Annotated in this window: 12 protein-coding genes; all 12 read left to right on the top strand. The window is 47.8% G+C overall.

Annotation, left to right across the window (positions count from 1 at the left end; all coding sequences use genetic code 11):
- The first annotated feature begins 6 nt into the window (after nucleotides 1-6).
- The gene (locus BC351_RS07100) at nucleotides 7-900 is read left to right on the top strand and encodes a carbohydrate ABC transporter permease (protein ID WP_079410106.1); all 894 of its coding nucleotides are present in this window, start codon (nucleotides 7-9) and stop codon (nucleotides 898-900) included.
- A 13-nt stretch (nucleotides 901-913) separates the two neighbouring features.
- Entirely contained in the window at nucleotides 914-2557 is a 1644-nt protein-coding gene (locus tag BC351_RS07095; RefSeq protein ID WP_079410102.1) for an ABC transporter substrate-binding protein, read from the top strand.
- A gap of 44 nt (nucleotides 2558-2601) precedes the next feature.
- Nucleotides 2602-4053: a sulfatase family protein gene (locus tag BC351_RS07090; protein ID WP_079410097.1), complete on the top strand. Its 1452-nt coding sequence runs from the start codon at nucleotides 2602-2604 to the stop codon at nucleotides 4051-4053.
- A gap of 562 nt (nucleotides 4054-4615) precedes the next feature.
- Nucleotides 4616-5605, top strand: a complete 990-nt coding sequence (locus tag BC351_RS07085) for an SGNH/GDSL hydrolase family protein (RefSeq protein WP_079410094.1) — start codon at nucleotides 4616-4618, stop codon at nucleotides 5603-5605.
- Nucleotides 5598-6632 carry a zinc-dependent alcohol dehydrogenase gene (locus BC351_RS07080; protein WP_079410091.1) on the top strand — a complete coding sequence of 345 codons (1035 nt, stop codon included), beginning with the start codon at nucleotides 5598-5600 and terminating at the stop codon, nucleotides 6630-6632. Before BC351_RS07085 ends, BC351_RS07080 begins: the two co-directional genes overlap by 8 nt.
- A gap of 17 nt (nucleotides 6633-6649) precedes the next feature.
- Complete coding sequence (locus tag BC351_RS07075) at nucleotides 6650-7777, top strand: glycoside hydrolase family 88 protein (RefSeq protein ID WP_144028308.1); 1128 nt, start codon at nucleotides 6650-6652, stop codon at nucleotides 7775-7777.
- A gap of 25 nt (nucleotides 7778-7802) precedes the next feature.
- On the top strand, nucleotides 7803-8927 hold the full coding sequence (locus tag BC351_RS07070; RefSeq protein ID WP_244208907.1) for an alginate lyase family protein: 1125 nt from the start codon (nucleotides 7803-7805) through the stop codon (nucleotides 8925-8927).
- A 138-nt stretch (nucleotides 8928-9065) separates the two neighbouring features.
- Nucleotides 9066-11423 carry a helix-turn-helix domain-containing protein gene (locus BC351_RS07065; protein WP_079410224.1) on the top strand — a complete coding sequence of 786 codons (2358 nt, stop codon included), beginning with the start codon at nucleotides 9066-9068 and terminating at the stop codon, nucleotides 11421-11423.
- A gap of 528 nt (nucleotides 11424-11951) precedes the next feature.
- Entirely contained in the window at nucleotides 11952-13592 is a 1641-nt protein-coding gene (locus tag BC351_RS07060) for a type 2 periplasmic-binding domain-containing protein (protein WP_079410087.1), read from the top strand.
- Between the two features lie 174 nt (nucleotides 13593-13766).
- The gene (locus BC351_RS07055; protein WP_244208911.1) at nucleotides 13767-14648 is read left to right on the top strand and encodes an ABC transporter permease; all 882 of its coding nucleotides are present in this window, start codon (nucleotides 13767-13769) and stop codon (nucleotides 14646-14648) included.
- Nucleotides 14649-14660: 12 nt separating this feature from the next.
- On the top strand, nucleotides 14661-15533 hold the full coding sequence (locus BC351_RS07050; protein ID WP_079410081.1) for a carbohydrate ABC transporter permease: 873 nt from the start codon (nucleotides 14661-14663) through the stop codon (nucleotides 15531-15533).
- A gap of 12 nt (nucleotides 15534-15545) precedes the next feature.
- Nucleotides 15546-18659: a glycosyl hydrolase family 95 catalytic domain-containing protein gene (locus BC351_RS07045; RefSeq protein WP_079410078.1), complete on the top strand. Its 3114-nt coding sequence runs from the start codon at nucleotides 15546-15548 to the stop codon at nucleotides 18657-18659.
- Nucleotides 18660-18701 lie beyond the last annotated feature (42 nt).

Below are 18701 nucleotides of genomic sequence, written 5' to 3'. Positions count from 1 at the left end.
ACGTCTATGACGGGAAGCATTAGAGAAAGTGCGGATGACAGGCTTTTTACAATTCTGAATTACATCATCCTATTCATTTTTACGATTACGATTCTGTATCCTCTGGTTTACATTGTCAGTGCTTCCTTCAGCTCATCCACAGCGGTTATTTCCGGCAAAGTCTGGTTGTATCCGGTAGAGCCGACGCTAGCGGGTTATGAAGCGGTATTTAAGCATCGTTTAATTATGTCGAGCTTTTTGAATTCAGTCTTTTATACCGTAGTGGGCACGACGATCAATGTGCTTTTTACGCTCATTGCGGCTTATCCGCTGTCCAGGAAAGATTTTATGCCACGCAATGCCATTATGGCTTTGTTCGTATTCACAATGATGTTCTCAGGCGGATTGATCCCGTCTTACTTGGTTGTGAAAGAGCTCGGAATGATTGACACAAGGTGGTCTTTAATTATTCCGGGGGCGCTTGCTGTTATGAATATGATCATTGCCCGCACGTATTTCCAAACGACCATTCCAGATGAATTGCTTGAAGCCGCTCATATGGATGGATGCAGTGATTTTACGTTTGTACGGAAAATCGTGCTTCCTTTGTCAGGTCCAATCATAGCTGTCATCTCCTTGTTTTACGCAGTCGGACATTGGAACCAATATTTTAACGCACTGCTTTATTTAAAACATCAGGAGTTGTACCCGATTCAATTGGTATTACGGGATATTTTGGTGCAAAACGAGGTCGATGCGTCGATGATCACCGACGTTGCAGATCAAGCAGCAAGGGATGGCCTGCGGGAGCTTTTGAAGTTTTCCCTTATCGTCGTGTCTACGCTGCCCGTGCTCATCATCTATCCATTCATACAAAGGCATTTTGTCAAAGGCATGATGATTGGATCACTCAAAGGCTAAAGGGGGTTTTTACATGAAAAAGGGGTTAACAGTTTTAGTAGCGATTACGGCTTCTCTAGCGCTTCTAAGTGCATGTGCGGACAGTGGACAAAAGGGGGCAGCTCCTAAGACGGAAGCAGGCGGTGACGATCAAGTAACCGCAGCAGGTGTATTCCCGATCACGAAAGAAAAGACGACGCTAAAGGTCATGGTCAAAGGCTCGAGCATCGTCGAAAACTTTGCAACGAACGAGTTCACCAAGTGGCTGGAGGAGAAAACGAACATTCACATCGATTGGGAAGTCGCTCCGGAAAAAACATTTGCAGAGAAGCTTAACGTTTCACTCGCAAGCGGTGACTATCCGGACGTGCTGCTTAATATGAACGTAACGCCGGTTCAGCAGTCGATTTACGGCAAAGATGGCGTATTTATTCCGTTGAACCCATATATTGATAAATACGGCGTGGAAATGAAAAAAATGTTCGAGCAGGTTTCCTATGTCAAAGATTTGATTACGATGCCTGACGGCAAAATTTATTCGGTCCCTCAGGTGAATGATTGCTACCACTGCTCGCTTGGTCAAAAGATGTGGATTAATCAAACATGGCTAGACAAGCTCGGATTAAAAATGCCGGAAACGACGGACGAGTTTTATCAAGTACTCAAAGCTTTCAAAGAAAAAGATCCTAACGGAAACGGCAAGGCAGATGAAATCCCGCTTGTCGGCGCTACCAACGGCCCTTCCTCGACACTGGAACTGTTTCTGACCAGCGCTTTTATCGAGAAGGATTTCAACTTGAAATTTGTTAAGGACGGCAAGATTCAAGTTGCCTATAATCAACCGGAGTGGAAGGAATCTTTGAAGTATATTCATAAGCTGTTTGCTGAAGGTTTAATATCTCCGCAATCGTTTACACAGGATAGAAACCAGTTGAAACAAATGGGCATGAACCCGGAGATCCCGATCGCAGGAGCTATCGCCTCCCAAAACCAAACGGTATTTGTCGATGCGGATAACCCGAGATTCAAAGACTATGTATCCGTGCCGCCACTCAAAGGACCGTCTGGCATACGCTCAACTGCGTACAATCCATATGCGGTATCTACAGGACAATACGTCATTACCAATAAGGCGAAAAATCCCGCTGCCGCATTCCGTATGGCTGACTTGCTGCTTTCAGAAGAAGCGACGCTGCGCAGCACGCAGGGCCGTCCTGATCAGGAGTGGGTGCGTCCGGCGCAAGGTGAGCTAGGCGTTAACGGCAAGCAAGCGAAGTGGAAACCGATTGCCACATTTGGCAAGCTGCAGAACATCCACTGGGCACAGGCGGGGCCGTCGCTGCGAACCAACGATTTGCGATTAAGCGTGGTAGCGGATCCGAAAAATTCGCTTGAACTTATTTTGTATAATGAAACCAAAAAATACGAGCCTTACGCAACCGACCCGAGCAAAATTGTGCCGCCATTGTTCTTCACCAACGAACAAGCGGAGGAGCTTTCTACGCTCGAGAAGACGCTTACGGACTACCGCACTGAATTTTTTGCGAAGACGGTTACAGGATCGCTGGACATTGACAAGGAGTGGAACAACTATTTGAGCACTCTGGACAAAATGAACATCAAACGCTATCTGGAAATTTATCAGCAAGCCTATACCCAGTATAAATCAAAAAAGTAGCCGCATCCTAAGAGCAATCCTGTCTCGTGAGAGTGAGGTAGAAGATGAAAGAAAAGCACACGAAGAAGCTTTCGCACGGAAGACCTTCACTCGGTAAACCTTTACCCAGTAAGGCTTCACCCAGTAAACCTAATGTGTTGTTTTTCATTGCGGACGATCATCGTGGTGAAGCCATTGGCGCGTTCGGCGATGAAACGGTGCAGACGCCGGTATTGGATTCGCTGGCTGCCAGCGGGACATCTTGCCGCAACACGCATATATTCGGCGGTCTAAGCGGAGCGGTTTGCGCGCCGAGCAGAGCGTGCGTCCATACGGGCATCCCGATCTTCCGGGCGATGATCGGCAAAGACATGATGAACCGGGAGCATTCGAGCGTTATTCGGCCGGATGTTCGACTCATGCCGCAAACGATGCAGAGTGCCGGTTACCTGACGCATGCGATCGGCAAATGGCATAACGACAAGGCAAGCTTCGCCCGAAGTTTCGAGGGAGGAGATAAGCTGGCTTTTCGCGGAATGAGCGAGCATACGCAGGTGCCTGTGCACGACTTTGACGTAACCGGTGCTTATCCGAAGGAACAGGAGTATGTGGAACATACATTCTCGACGGAGTTGTTTACGGACGCCGCCGTTAACTTTATCGAGGATTACGAGGAAGATCGGCCGTTTTTCCTGTATGTGGCTTATACTGCGCCGCATGATCCCCGAACCGCGCCAGAGCCGTATGCAAGCATGTACGACAAATCGGGTATTCCGCTGCCACCGAACTTTGTGCGGGAGCATCCATTCGATACCGGCGATATGACGGTTAGGGACGAGAAGCTTGCAAGATGGCCGAGGGACGAAGACGAAATTCGTGGGCATATAGCCGATTACTATGCGATGATAAGCCATATGGACGCGCAAATCGGTAGAGTCATCGAAGCGCTGAAGGCTAAGGGCATCTATGACGATACGCTTATCGTATATACGGCGGATCATGGCTTGGCGGTCGGGCAGCACGGACTGATGGGCAAACAGAACCTTTACGAGCATAGCGTGCGCATACCGCTTATCTTCCGTGGGCCAGGCGTGCCTCAGGGCAAGCAGGAGCTTGCGCTGGCCAGCAATATCGATATTTTTCCTACCGTTGCCGGGTTATGCGGCGTCGAACTGCCGGAGGAGACGGAAGGCATGAGTCTATGTCCCATTTTTGCTGGGGAAATTGGTAGCGTTCGCGCTGTCGTGGGCTCGGTTTATCGAGATGTCCAGCGGATGGTCACGGACGGAAGATGGAAGCTGATCCGATATTATCGCTCGCCAGAAACGAACACAGGAACGGAACGAATCCAGTTGTTCGATCTGCTGAGCGATCCTTGGGAAATGCAAGATTTGTCGGCAGAACCGGCAAATGCCGGGGTCATCGAACGGCTTGCCTCCGAATTGGCTTCATGGATGCAAGTTAGCGGCGATATCATGCAGGATAAGCCGGTGATTCCTGCTGCACCCTTGGCTTGAGCCATATCATAAAGAGTCGCGGAAATCGCGGCTTTTTATTTTAATTTAACATTTGGAGTGAGCAGGAGTTATTCGGCTGTTTCGCGCGGAGCTATCCGGCAGCCTTGCGCAGAGCAACCCAGTTGCCTCGCGCGAGAGGGAACTAGCTGCCTTACGAGAGCAACCCAGTTGCCTCGCGCGAGAGGGAACTAGCTGCCTTGCGCAGAGCAACCCAGTTGCCTCGCGCGAGAGGGAACCAGCTGCCTTGCGCAGAGCAACCCATCAGCCTTGCGCGAAAGGGAACTACAGTACGCTATTTCAGTCAAAAGCGTCAATATCGCGAGGTTGAGGGAACTGCGGTACGCTATTTTGCTGTTTGATGGGAAATTTCAGCGCTTTTCGCGGAAATAAGGCCCTGTAGTTCCGCTAACCCTCTGGAATCTCTACTTTTTGCCTAAATAGCGTCCTACAGTTCCCTTATATAGAGAGAATAAGGCAGTTGAACGCACATATTACAAAATGTCCCGCATTGGCAGAATAGGACTTCCTAGCTTGCCTATTTTACAAAGAGGTGAATGGAAGCATGCAAACGATTGAACTAAATAAAGAGTGGTTCCGAGGGGCCGTTTCCATCGAAACGACGGATGCTGGACTCCGGCCATGGCGATTGCCGCATGATCAGCTCAGCTTGTACGCCTCTAAATTGGTGGAGAAGGCAGGGGAAGCAGCGGGTGTTCGAGTTGCTTTTATAAGCGATTCGACTTCAGTGGAGCTGCATGTCGCTAGAATGGATAAAGATCTACGATTTGACATCGTGATTGAAGATGAATTAGTCGCAACCAAATCGCTTCTTGCTGGAGAAGAAATTTGTTTATTTACAAACTTGCCAGGCAGCATGAAGAGAGTTGACATTTATTTGTCACAAGAAGCTGCCGTCATTGTGAAAGCACTAAAAGTCGATGAAGGGGCATCGGCCGATCCCTTGCCAAAGAATCAGCCCCGCTGGGTTGCCTATGGCAGCTCGATTACGCAGTGCAGCTCAGCTGCAAGTCCAGCTCTGACTTGGCCGGCAATCGTAGCACGCAGCAAAGGTTGGGATCTGACCTGTTTGGGATTTGCTGGACAATGCCATTTGGAACCGATGGTTGCTCGCGTCATCCGTGACCTTCCCGCTGACGTTATTTCCTTGTGCCTCGGCATTAATGTGATGGGAGGCAATAGTTTAAATATCCGGACGTTTCGTTCGGCTATTATTGGCATGGTGTCGATCATTCGGGAAAAGCATCGCAACACGCCCCTATTTATATTTTCGCCTATTTATTGCCCTCACAGGGAAACGGATGAAAACATAGTAGGGATGAACTTGGTTGCAATGAGGCAAGAAATCGAGGAAGCGGTGACTATTTTAGCTTCTTACGGGGATTCCAATCTTACTTATATAAACGGTCTGGATATTCTTGGAGAAGCTTATGTTGGCATGCTGCCAGACCACCTGCATCCGAACACGGAAGGCAATAAAATAATGGCAAATCATATACTGGATAAATGGATAGGGGTTAATAAGAATGGTTAGAAAAATGTCTGTTCCACCCATGCAGTTGGTCGATTATGATGGTGAGGGTACGCAGTTGTGCGCCGTTGTGGAGGAAATTGGGTCTATTACGTTAAAAAGGGCGCTAATTCCCGAACCTGCTGAAGGCGAAGTAAGGGTAAAGGTGAAATGGGTAGGGATATGCGGCAGTGATGTGGAAGTATTTCGCGGGGCTCGCGAGCCCGAGTTTGTCTCGTATCCGACACGGCTTGGGCATGAAGTGGCTGGCGTTATCGATAAAGTAGGACCCAATGTCATCGGTCTTAAGGTGGGAGATCCTGTAGCGCTTCGCTATATTTGGGGAGCCTTCGCTGAATATGTTTGCTGTACCCCTTTTTCTGTCAAAGTTCTTCCGCAGGCGCTTCCTCTCATTGAAGGTTCGCTGATTGAGGTGCTTCCCGGCATTATTCATGCGGCAGAGCTTGGCGATATTTCGCCTCACAAAAATGTGCTGATCACCGGACAAGGCGTCAGCGGCTTGGTGATGACGCAGGTAGTTAGCTTGTATAGTCCGCGGAACCTTGTGGTAACGGATTTGTTCGATGAAAAGCTGGAGCTGGCCCGCAAGTACGGGGCGACCCATACCTATAAGATGCCGTCGCCAGACGCGAATACGATGGACATTGTGGGCAAAGATTTCCCGGATGGCTTCGATGTGGTCATTCCCTGCTTGCTGGAGGGAGACGGGATGGTTGATGCGATTGATGTTGCTTCCCAGAATGGACGCATCGTCATGTACGGGTGCATTGGGACTTGCCATAAGCCTGTCGATTTCTTCAAAATTCATAAGAAGAGGCTCGACATTTTCTCAACGGAACCGAAGCGGGATATCGATAATCGCCATTATTTCGACAAAGGCTTGCAGCTGGTGCTGGATGGACTTGTCAATACGGAGGAAATGATCACGCATGTGGTCCACTTAAGCAACATTGCCGAAGCGTTTAAGCTGCGTAATGAGCATAAAGGCGACACGATTCATGTCATGATTGATTGTGAAACGAACGTATGACGAGGGATCGAAGATCGATGGCTAACTTTACAGGTATGCAGGAAGAACCATGGTCTGGATGGTGGATTCAGCTTCAAGCGAAAGTGGATCGGATGATGGAACAAATGGGGGAGAAATGCCCGCATGCGTCCGTGTCTGGTGTTTATGACGATGTGATCCTAGACTGGTGGACTTCCGGTTTTTGGCCAGGCATGATGTGGATCTTATATGATATGACGGGCAAAGAATCGTATCGTCAAACTGCATGGTCATGGGATGAGCGGATCGAACAGTGTTTTTTGCGGGAGAATCGGTTTCATCATGATGTAGGTTTTCAATTTCTAAGCACGGCTGTGATTAAATATAAGCTGACGGGTGACACTGACGCCAGGCGCAGAGGGCTGCAGGCTGCGAACCTATTAGCTGGCCGCTTTAACTTGGCCGGAGGATTCTTAAGGGCGCAAAATCAGGCAGACCGTCCCGGAGGTTCAATCATCGATACGATGATGAACCTGTCGATCTTGTTTTGGGCATCGCAGGAGTCGGGCGATCCGAGATTTGCTCAAATCGCGCGTGCACACGCGGATACGGTGCTTCGGCATACGCTCCGCGAAGACGGTTCATCGCATCACATTACCGTGTTCGATGCGAATACAGGTGATGTGAAGGAATACTTGGGAGGTCAAGGGTATTCGCCGACCTCCTCTTGGAGCCGGGGGCAGGCTTGGGCATTGTATGGCATGGCCAATACGTACAAGTATACGGGGGACAGCAAATATTTGGACGCCGCCAAGCGTACGGCGAATTATTATCTTAGCTGTCTTCCCGATGATTGCGTCGCCTATTGGGATTTCCGTGTGCCGGATGTAACCGGTGAGCCAAGAGATACGTCAGCCGCAAGCATCGGGGCCTCCGGTCTTCTGACAATTGCAGAGCAGCTGCCCCCGGAAGAAGGAAAGGTGTACCGTAAAGCCGCAGAATCGATCATGCAATCATTGTCGCAAAATTACAGCACACTGGACCGGCCTGAATTCGAAGGCATTTTACTTGAAGCTACAGGCAACAAGCCCGTCAATAAGGATGTCAACGTATCGTTGATTTACGGTGATTATTACTACTTGGAAGCGATGGCTAAGCTGATGGGCTGGGACAATGATATATTTTAAACAGTGCAAGGAGCGGGTATAGACTATGATGAATCTAGCAAAAGCAAGCGAGCAGAATGAACGCTTCTCCTTATTTGACACGAAGTGGATTATCAGGCAAGCTGATGCGTCGATGAAGGAAAACCTCATTTCTATTACGAGTGCCAGAGCTGCCAAAAGCGAAGGCGGCTTGAACGATTATTATTCGAACGGTGATTACTGGTGGCCAAACCCCGATACCGCAGACGGACTGCCTTATGTACGCCTGGATGGCGAAAGCAATCCCGATAATTTCGACAGCCATCGGCTGTTATTGCGAAGCATGAGAACCCATGTGGCGAACTTGGCCGCTGGGTATTCGGTGACTGGAAACGAGGCTTACGCAGAGAAAGCGGTAACGTTTTTACAGGAGTTTTTCCTGGATGAAGCAACGAAGATGAATCCGCATCTCCTCTATGCGCAAGCTATACCCGGTATTTGCTCCGGCAGAGGCATCGGTATTATTGATACCCTGCATTTGATCGATGTGCCGGTTGCTATTGAAGCTCTGAAAGCCTCATCTCCTATGACCGCCGAAATGTATCAGGGACTTCAGAGATGGTTTGCCGACTATTTAACATGGATGAGCACACATGAGAATGGCATCGAAGAAATGAATGCGCCTAATAACCATGGGGTTTGCTGGTTTGTGCAGGCGGCTGCATTTGCCTGGTTTACGAATAACGAAGAAATGCTTCGCTTTTGCAGGCAAAGGTACAAAGAATCGCTGCTCCCTGACCAAATGGCCCCAGACGGCAGCTTCCCGCGTGAGTTAGCACGCACGAAACCGTATGGCTACGCGATTTTCGTGCTGGATAATATGGTGACACTGTGTCACATTCTTTCGACGCCGGAACATAATTTGTGGAACTTCGAGCTGCCTGATGGTCGTGGAATCCGCAAAGGCCTGTCCTATCTGTTCCCTTATTTGCAGGATAAATCCACTTGGCCGTATCCTCCGGACGTAGAGCATTTCGAAGGTTGGCCGGCTAAGGTTTCATCCCTGTTATTCTCTGGGCTGGCGCTTGACAGTAAGGCGTATATGGAACTATGGAACAGCCTTGATTCGGACCCTTCGGACATGGAAGTTCGTCGCAACATCGCGATCCGCCAGCCCCTGCTGTGGGTATGATAGTATCACCGAAAGGATCTTCGCTGCCAGCGGAAGGTCCTTTTTGCTTTGCGTACAGGTATTGCAACTTTGATGAAGAGAAGATACAATTTCTAGTAAATTCGATTACGCGGAAGGGAAGGTGATCTTTTTTTGAAAATGCCTTTTATTTTACGCCTTGTCGGCAGTCGCAAAAGTGCACTTTCGACGATAATCGCCTCCAATTTATTTATTCTTTTGATACCGCTTGCAATGGGGCTTTTTCTGTACGCAAAAGTAGAACAAAGCCTTGAGCGAAGCACGACAAAGTCCAATGCGGCCATGCTGGAGCAGTTGAAACTATCCCTCGATAACAAATTGTCGGAAGTGGATACGCTGATGCGGCAGGTTGTATTTGATCCGAAGCTGGATTATATGCTGCGAATCCCGGCCAACTCGAATGATTCTGACAAATATGAGTTTATCCAATTCATGCGGGACAAGATGAGTAAGTATCACAGCATGACCAGCAATTTTATCCTCGATTACTACGTATATTTCGCAAGCAGCGATACGATTGTGAAATCGGATGTGGTAACGGACTCGCGGACCTTTTACTCGATCTATTACGCCTATAAGAATATGGCCTATGAGGGATGGCGCCAGTTGATGGATAAGGAGCATAACATGTCTTACCTGCCGGTAGCGTCCCTATCCAGCGGGGCAGATCAGGCACCGAAGGATGTTATCACTTATATACAAACACTTCCCATTCATTCACAATCCCAAAATCTCGGCAATTTCACAGTATTGATTGACGTCGACCAAGTTAAGCAATTGTTCGCGCAGCTGGAGTCAGCCAGCCATAGCTCCGTTTATATTATTGACAACGCAGGCAATACCATTATGAGCAACAGCGAAGCCCCCTTTCCTTCCGATTTGTTAGGGCGCATTCAAGGTAGATCAGGTCCGTTCGATTACCGGCTCGGGAGTGTGGATCAAGTCGTTTCCGTCACATCTTCCCAAAAAGCAGGCTGGAAATATGTATCGATCATGCCCAACGATGTTTTTATGCAGCAGGTTAATCAAATTCAAAGCTGGTCAATCGGCCTGTTCATCCTCTGCTTGATTTGCGGTTTAGTGGCTGTCAGTATCGGCGCCTACCGCACGTATAAGCCTCTGCAGAAAACGGTAAACGCCATTATGCGCGGAAAAGAAATGATCAAACGTCCTTCCTCGAATGAATACGAGTTTATCCGGCAAACGATGGAAGGCTCCATTCATGAAGAGAAGAACCTGCGCACGGCCTTAACGCAGCAAATCCCGTTTATCCGAGCCAACTACTTGTCACGTCTTCTGAATGGTCGCATGGATGTGGACATATCGATTGAAAATGGAGAATCCCTGCAGTTTATGAATTTGACATTCATAAGCGATTGCTTTGCAGTCCTAATTGTCAAAATTGAGGATGGCTATGCCTTAGTGGAAGAAGATGAACAGCAATGGGCACATGCAAGGTTCATTATTTCGAATATTGGTACGGATCTGATTGCAGCCAACCATAAAGGGTTTTCCGTGGAACTCGACCGAGATCGCATTGCACTTCTCATTAACTTGACAGCCAATCGGGAGAAATTCGCCGAATCGGATATCCGGGAAATCGCTGACTCGCTCTTCAGAATCATCTCGCAAAGATTCCAAATCGGCATGACGATCGCCGTAGGCGGGATTCATTCGGGGCCTAAAGCCATTCGCGATTCTTATCCCGAAGCACTGGCAGCCCTTGAATATAGGTTGATTCTAGGGAAACATACGACGATTCATTTCCAAGATATCCTCGAAGTGAAGCAGCACTATTATTATCCGCTTGAAGTTGAGATACAGCTCATTAACTTTGTTCGCGGCGGGGATACGGAGAACGTGGAAAAGCTGTTGGACAAAATTTATTCGATGAACTTCGATTCCAGCCATATCACGCCAGAGCTGGGCCGATGCCTATTTTTCAATGTGACAAGCACGCTCTTGAAAATTATTAATTCCACCAATACCAATCAAGATGAGGTGCTTGGCGCGGGTTTCGATCCCATCAAGGAAGTGTTCAGTTATCCAACTGCGCAAGGGATGTATACCAAGACAAAAGAGTTTTACGAGACGCTGACCCGCTCGTTTAATTTGGAACGATCCGACCACAGTGTTCAGAGACTTCAGGAGATCGTTTGCATAGTCCATGACAACTTAGATGACTCCAATCTTGGTGTTGCCCAAATTGCTGAACGTATTCAGATGACACCGCAATATCTCTCCACGTTTTTCAAAAAGCACCAAGGGCAAAACTTGCTGGATTACATTACACATAAACGGATTCAACAAGCGAAGCAGTTAATGGAAAACAAAGAATTGACGATCGTACAGATCGCCAAGAAGATCGGCTACAATAATGATGTCGTTTTCATCCGAGCGTTCAAGAAGCTCGAGGGTGTAACGCCGGGCAAATACCGGGAGACTATGCTGCCGGAAATTACCGGCGCAGATAAGTGAAAGCAGCCTCTTGGGGCTGCTTTATTTAAATATAAGAGTTTATATGTTTTGGAGTGAACGCGGAGTTACTCCAGCCGCCTTGTGCGAGAGGGAGGGAACTACAGTCCGCTATTCTAGCCAAAAGTATCCATATCGCGGGGGTTAGGGAACTACAGTCCGCTATTTTGCTGTTTCAAGGCAAATTCAGCGGTTTTCGTGAAAATAAGACCCTGTAGTTCCGCTAATACCTCAGCATCCCTGCTATTTGCCTATATAGCGTCCTCTAGTTCCCTTAACGGGTTTTTGTCGCTACGAAGAGGCTGATCTCTCAGGGCGGCGAAGCCGTTTTTCTTAATTCGCAGCGGCTACTGACGATTTCTAATACGGACTGATTATTTCTCTTCTTGCCTGGATTTCTTAGTAAAATACAACGGAAATGAGAACTAGGCAGTAGGCATGCCGGCGCGAGATAAGCATACTTGGGAACAGGTGCTGGATGACAGTCATCGGTGCCAAATTGGGTTACTCATATAAAGGGAGGCAAGAAACATGAAGAGAAGTTTGAAGCAAGCAGGCTCTGTTGTATTGATATCTGCGCTGGCGATTTCGGTAACCGCTTGCGGCGATAATCCGGGAAGCAGTAGTTCATCGGCAGCGCCGCAGTCAAGCAATGACGCACAGCCGCCCAAATTGACGAAATTAACGTATTGGGTACCGAATCACTCAGCAGCCTCATCTCAAATGAAAACGTATGCTGAAATGGGCATGTACAAGGAGCTTGAGAAAGCAACCGGGGTGAAGGTTGAATTCCAGCATCCTCCGCTCGAGGTTCCCCAAGCGCAAGAGCAATTCAACTTAATGATTGCTACCAACGAACTTCCGGATGTCATTGAAGCAAGTTGGGGAGCGACAAGCGGCGCGGTTATTCGGTACCCTGGCGGACCGGAGAAGGCGATTTTAGATAAGAAAATCATTAAGCTTAATGATCTTATCGACAAGTATGCACCGAACCTTACGAAGCTGCTTGCGGCACATCCAGACTGGAAGAAGCAAATTTCAACGGATGAAGGAAGCATCTATGCGTTCCCCTTCCTGCGCGGTGATGACAAGGTCAGGGTATTCTTCGGTCCATCCATTCGCCAGGATTGGCTGGATAAGCTGGGGTTGAAGATGCCGACAACTATCGACGAATGGTACACGGTATTGAAAGCTTTTAAAGAAAAGGATCCCAATGGCAACGGCAAAGCGGATGAGATTCCTATTTATTTGGACAAAAATCTGTTTGCAACCGATGCGCCTTTCCTCGGAGCTTGGGGCATCAACTACAGCTTCTATCAAGATGGAGGCAAGGTGAAATACGGCCCGATTCAGCCTGAATACAAAGAATTCCTCGCAACCATGAATAAATGGTACAAGGAAGGCTTGCTGGATAAGGATTTTGCAGCGCCTAACGATAAATTATTCGATAACAAAATGACCACCGATCTCGTGGGTGCAACGGCTTCATTCAATGGAGGAGGGATTGGCAAATTTGCTGGCCTTATGAAGGATAAGGAGCCTAAATTCGATCTGGAAGCTGCTCCGTACCCTGTCTTGAAGGCTGGCGACAAAGCGATTTGGGGACAAAAGGATTTTGCTTATAACGGTGTTGGAGCAGCGATCTCGGCAGCCAACAAAAACCCGATCGAAACGGTAAAATGGCTTGATTATGCGTATGGGGAAAAAGGCGACCTGCTGTTCAACTATGGGGTAGAAGGCGTTAGCTACAAAATGGAGAACGGTAAAGCGACCTTCCTGCCAGAAATTTTAAATCCTCCAGCAGGAACCAGCATCCAACAATCCATTGCCAAATACAATCGCGCAACATGGAGTGCTCCTTTTGTCCTAAGCGACAATTTCCAAATGCAATATCTTGCTTTGCCGCAGCAGAAGAAAGCTTTGGAAATCTGGTCGAAGCCAACGGCTGAGCGTAAAATCCCGCTTGTATCTCCGACGCAGGATGAAAGCAGTAAATTCGCTTCCATTGTGACCGACATCCAGACCTATCAAGATGAGATGCTCTTGAAGTTTATCATGGGCGTTGAACCACTCGACAACTTTGATCTGTATGTGAAAAAGATTCAGGGAATGGGAATCGACGAAGCGATTAAAATCCAGCAGGGAGCACTCGAACGTTTCAATAAGCGTTAAGAAAGAGTTGAATCAGGGGATGAATCAGGTTTATCCCCTGATTTCTTTTTGAAACTAGAGAGAGAGGCTAGGGAGAATATGAGGCAAAGTACTGCAAATAATATAGCTGAACATGCCGTGACGACAACGCAAACTTATCGCAATCCGACAGTCCTGCAAACCATACGAGCTGATATGAAACGGCATTGGTCCATTTATGTGATGGCTATTCCCGTTATTGCGTATTACCTTATTTTCCATTATGGACCGATGTACGGATTGCAAATTGCTTTTAAGGATTTCTCGCCAGCGAAAGGAATTCTGGGCAGTTCATGGGTCGGATTTAAACATTTCCAAAGCTTTTTTAATGGTATTTACTTCTGGCGATTAATCAAAAATACGATTTTGATCAACCTCTACGATCTGCTGTTTGGCTTCCCAGCCGCTATTATTCTCGCGCTGCTGCTTAATGAAATTCGCCAGAGCGTGTTTAAACGGGTCGTACAGTCCATCTCCTATTTGCCGCATTTCATATCGATCGTGGTTGTGGCTGGGATGATGATTGATTTCTTAAGCCGTAATGGTCTCATTAATCAAATCCTGGGTACCTTTCATATCGAACCGATTGACTTTTTGCAAAAGGAAGGCTGGTTCCGTTTTCTATTCGTTTCGTCTGGCATATGGCAAGGCATCGGCTGGGGCTCGATTGTTTATTTGGCTGCGATGGCGACCATCGATCCGACGCTGTATGAGGCGGCTCGAATGGATGGCGCAAACCGCTGGAAGCAAACGCTGCATATTACGATTCCAGGCATTATGCCAACAATCGTTATCTTGTTTATCTTGCAAATGGGCAATATGCTGACGGTCGGCAGTGAAAAGGTTCTGCTGCTGTACAATCCGCTTACTTACGGAACTGCGGACGTTATTTCAACTTATGTTTATCGTAAAGGGGTATTAGAGGCAAGCTACAGCTTCACAGCAGCTGTTGGGCTATTCAACTCGGTGATCAGCTTTGTTCTGATCGTAGCGGCCAATAGCTTTGTCAAACGGATCAGCGAGAAAAAACTGTGGTAAGGAGATTTGCACATGAAACTAACCCGTGGAGAGCGAACATTTGGCTACTTCAATATGCTGTTGATGCTTGTCCTTTGCGCGATAACCCTTTACCCGTTCTTGTACGTGGCACTCGCTTCGATAAGTGATGCGACGTCATTGCTGCAGCATCGTGGGCTAATGCTCAGACCGGCAGGCTTTAATCTCGGTGCCTACAAAGCCGTGTTTGAGAACCCGATGATCATGAAAGGGTATCAAAATACACTTGTCTACGTCGTGCTGGGCACAACAATCAACCTGTTCATGACAGCTATAGGTGCTTATGTATTATCCAGGCCGAATCTTTATTTTAAAAATATCATTATGTTCGTTATCGTTGTGACAATGGTGTTCCACGGTGGACTCATTCCGAGTTATCTGCTCGTGAACAACCTCGGTATGATGAATACGATGTGGGCTATTCTCATTCCAGGTGCGATCAATACGTTCAATATGATTATCATGCGTACTTCCTTTCAAGGGATCCCAGTCAGCTTGGAGGAATCAGCCAGAATGGATGGCGCAGGCGATTGGAAAATACTATTTCGCATCGTCATTCCCCTTTCAATGCCAGTTATGGCCGTCATGATTTTGTGGTATGCAGTAGGGCATTGGAATTCCTATTTTAATGCGCTAGTTTATTTGCGGAATCGTGAAGCCTATCCTCTCCAGCTTGTGCTCCGTGAAATTCTGATCTCGAACAATACGGATTCGATGATGGCAGGCGGGGGCGACGACAAATATGCCTTCGGAGAAACGATTAAGTATGCGGCGATTATGGTCTCGACGCTGCCTATCATTTGTCTGTATCCGTTCCTTCAGAAGTATTTTGTCCAAGGCGTGTTGATTGGGGCTATTAAGGAATAAGGAGAGATACCTATGCGAGGTGTTACATTCGAGAATGCTCCGAGCAGTTGGAATGAGGCTTTGCCGCTCGGAAATGGACATTTTGGGGGCATGGCATATTTCGAGGATAACAAGCTGACGCTAGCGCTCAATCATTATGAAGTTTATTATCAGAAGCTTCATCGTTACAGCAAGAAGTATCGGAATGGGGAAGACGGTCATTTCTCGCTTCAATATGGACGAACGTTAGACGAATTGAGGAAGTTGGCGGTAGAGCGGTACCGTAATCCCGAGCAAAACCCTATATTTCTATATGGCGACGTGTTATCCACAAGCAGTATGTACAGGAAATATGGCAAATCCTCCGGCGGAGCCTCCCATTATCCAACTGGCGAAATTCACCTATTTCCTTCGGAGCAGCTCACAGAACCAGATGATTATTCCCTAGAGCTGGATATTGAAAAAGCCATTGTCCAGTTGCGTGTGGAAAAAGGGAAGGATCAGCTTGCCGTGAGCACGTTGATTGCCCAAGATGGCGATTATGTCATTACGGAAATTAATCAGACCAATGCGTCCTTGTTGCAAGCAGTAGCGATGTCTGTTCCCATAGGTAGATATGTAGATATGCAGGTGGCGTATCATCAATTGGATGACATGACGTTTTATTACCAAGGAGCCTTCTATCCTGATGGTGAAGATAAGGAGCAATACGATCCGTTTTCGTTCATTGTGATGATGAGGATCATCGGAGCCAAAGGAAGCATGGTTGCCGATTCCAATGATCGCCTTCAAATTGCCCTCCAGGATACGGATGCGCACATGACGCTGCTTACAACCGTGGTGACGGAGGAGGAAACCAAGGAACTGCTTCATACCGCTTTGATGAGATTGAATAGGCCCTTCACGCATGTCAATAACATGGTTGCGCATCATCAAGCCCATTGGAAAAGCTTCTGGTCTCGTTCCTCCATCACCTTGCCGGATGCAATGCTTGAAGAGCTTTGGTACATCAATTTATACGCAATCGCCTGCTGCAGTGGTCAAGGCGGAACAATGCGCGAGCAAGCGTGCGGATTGAACGGCTTGTGGGATATTAAACAGCCAACCAAGTGGGGCAGCATGTGGTATTGGGACGTTAATATTCAAGCTGCATTTTGGCCGCTTTATACGGCTAATTACCTTGAAACTGCGGAAGTGTTCAATGAGGGGCTGCTCTCCTACGTTCAGCTTGCCGAGCAAATGTCGAAGCAATTTCATGGTTTGGATGGCATTGGAGGGGATTATCCGCATGCGTTGTATGTAAGCATTTGGCCTTGGTGCGCGCAATTCCTTTGGGACTATTATCGCTACAGTATGGACCTTGAGTTCTTACGGGAGAAGGCTTATCCGCTGTTTAAGCAGATCGCAACATTTTTCGAAGGCTATTTGCAGGTAAATGCTGAAACAGGACGATATGATGTATTCCCGGATATTTCACCGGAACAGGGGCCTTTGACTCGTAACTCCACTTGCAGCCTTGGCTCCATTAAATATTTGTTCAAGATAGCCATAGAAGCGGGCCAACGGCTTGGCGAAGCGGAGGCTGATCAGCGCAAATGGATGCAAATCGTGAAAAACTTGGCAGCATATCCAACCGCAATGTCCAAACGATACGGTGAAATCCTGCTGGATTCGGAATGGGCGCCTGCCGACTTGCATTTGCGGCATCCTTCGCTGCTTATGCCGATTTATCCGATTGGAGAAATTGATAAATATAGTGATCCCTTATGGAGGCAAAGGGCAGAGAATACGCTTCGTTATGCTGCGAATGAGACGGAATTCGGGATGTTTCAATTCGGTTGGCTTTCCTGTGCCGCCTCAAGACTGGGGAAGGGCAACACCGCGATTAGACTGTTGTATGAGCAAGGCATAGACCTATCGCTCAGATGCAATGGCTTGTTTGCAGAAGAAACGGAACGCTGGATGAACTACTGCAACATCACGAATGAACCGTTGTACCATCCATGCATGATGGAAGCTTCCGGAGAAATGGTCGCTGCGGTAAACGAAATGCTGCTGCAAAGCTATGATGGCGTGATCCATGTATTTCCGGCGCTTCCGTCAGGTGAATCTGAGCAGGAACGTTCGATTGGGCTGTACGAGCATGAGGTGAAGAACAAAGTAAAGACATATGAGAAATGGAGCGATTGTTCGTTTCAAGGTTTGCTGGCTGTAGGTGCTTTCGAGATTAGTGCTGAGTTGAAGAATGGCGGCACAACTTGGGTCTATATCCGAAGCAAGGCAGGTTCAAAGGCTGTAATTCGCAACCCGTTTCATTGCAGTCAAACTGTGTTAGTTGCCAAGAAGACCGGCCATTCCTGGAGCCAAGTGAATTATGTTCAGGAGAATGGATGTATGTCGTTTGATACCGAGAAAAACGGGGAATACGCGATTTATCCCCATACAGAATCGGTACTGCCGGAGTTTTTTCAGTTCAAACCTAATCCCACCCCCGTGCAAAGGGCGTATCCACTTGTTCATGAAGCCCATACACATCGGCGCGTATTCCTAGGCAAAAACCAGGATACACAGCATTTCAGGACGCTCGACCATTTCACATTCGACTATTATGCCGGCAATTCCCGTGAATCGAGACTGGCTGTCTACCGGTTCGATTTTGGCTTGATGTCGGATATGCTAGCTAAAAATTATGACAAAGTGCTGCCAAGACAGGTGCATACGGAAGGTGTCCTTGGTCAAACTTTTCGCCCAATAACACTTGAGACGTTGTTCAAACCGTATTCAGGTATCGGATGGGAAAGCGTGGAAGGTCTTGTTGCGGAAGACCGTGGAGAGCCTGACGAGCTGCGCAGGGATTTTATCGGTGGAAAACGTGATGCGACGTTAATGGTAGAGCTGCCGAAGGGGAGGTACGATTTGCTTTTCATAACAGGAGATCAAGAGGAAACGTCCTACACGGCAGTTGAGATTGTAGGGCAGAGCGCTTGGAAACCTGAGGGAATGTTGAAGTCTGGCCAATTTGCAACGGAAATGCTGCCAGTAACGCAGAGGAAGGACGGATATGTGAGAATCCGATTCAGCACGTTCAAAGGCTCTCAGTGGCGAGTGAATGCGCTGATTATCAATAAAAACTATACGTATTTATAGACGAATCCATGGAAGGGGGGTGAGTTTGTAGGTAGAGAACAA

Source organism: Paenibacillus ferrarius, assembly GCF_002027705.1.
GTDB lineage: Bacteria > Bacillota > Bacilli > Paenibacillales > NBRC-103111 > Paenibacillus_E > Paenibacillus_E ferrarius.
The sequence above is the reverse complement of the archived record's forward strand: the minus strand, read 5'-3'. Positions and strand labels throughout refer to the sequence as shown.

Bases quoted from the DNA above. Each gene is read 5' to 3' on its own strand.
- BC351_RS07100 (WP_079410106.1), top strand. From the start codon at position 7: ATGACGGGAAGCATTAGAGAAAGTGCGGATGACAGGCTTTTTACAATT.
- BC351_RS07095 (WP_079410102.1), top strand. From the start codon at position 914: ATGAAAAAGGGGTTAACAGTTTTAGTAGCGATTACGGCTTCTCTAGCG.
- BC351_RS07090 (WP_079410097.1), top strand. From the start codon at position 2,602: ATGAAAGAAAAGCACACGAAGAAGCTTTCGCACGGAAGACCTTCACTC.
- BC351_RS07085 (WP_079410094.1), top strand. From the start codon at position 4,616: ATGCAAACGATTGAACTAAATAAAGAGTGGTTCCGAGGGGCCGTTTCC.
- BC351_RS07080 (WP_079410091.1), top strand. From the start codon at position 5,598: ATGGTTAGAAAAATGTCTGTTCCACCCATGCAGTTGGTCGATTATGAT.
- BC351_RS07075 (WP_144028308.1), top strand. From the start codon at position 6,650: ATGGCTAACTTTACAGGTATGCAGGAAGAACCATGGTCTGGATGGTGG.
- BC351_RS07070 (WP_244208907.1), top strand. From the start codon at position 7,803: ATGATGAATCTAGCAAAAGCAAGCGAGCAGAATGAACGCTTCTCCTTA.
- BC351_RS07065 (WP_079410224.1), top strand. From the start codon at position 9,066: ATGCCTTTTATTTTACGCCTTGTCGGCAGTCGCAAAAGTGCACTTTCG.
- BC351_RS07060 (WP_079410087.1), top strand. From the start codon at position 11,952: ATGAAGAGAAGTTTGAAGCAAGCAGGCTCTGTTGTATTGATATCTGCG.
- BC351_RS07055 (WP_244208911.1), top strand. From the start codon at position 13,767: ATGAAACGGCATTGGTCCATTTATGTGATGGCTATTCCCGTTATTGCG.
- BC351_RS07050 (WP_079410081.1), top strand. From the start codon at position 14,661: ATGAAACTAACCCGTGGAGAGCGAACATTTGGCTACTTCAATATGCTG.
- BC351_RS07045 (WP_079410078.1), top strand. From the start codon at position 15,546: ATGCGAGGTGTTACATTCGAGAATGCTCCGAGCAGTTGGAATGAGGCT.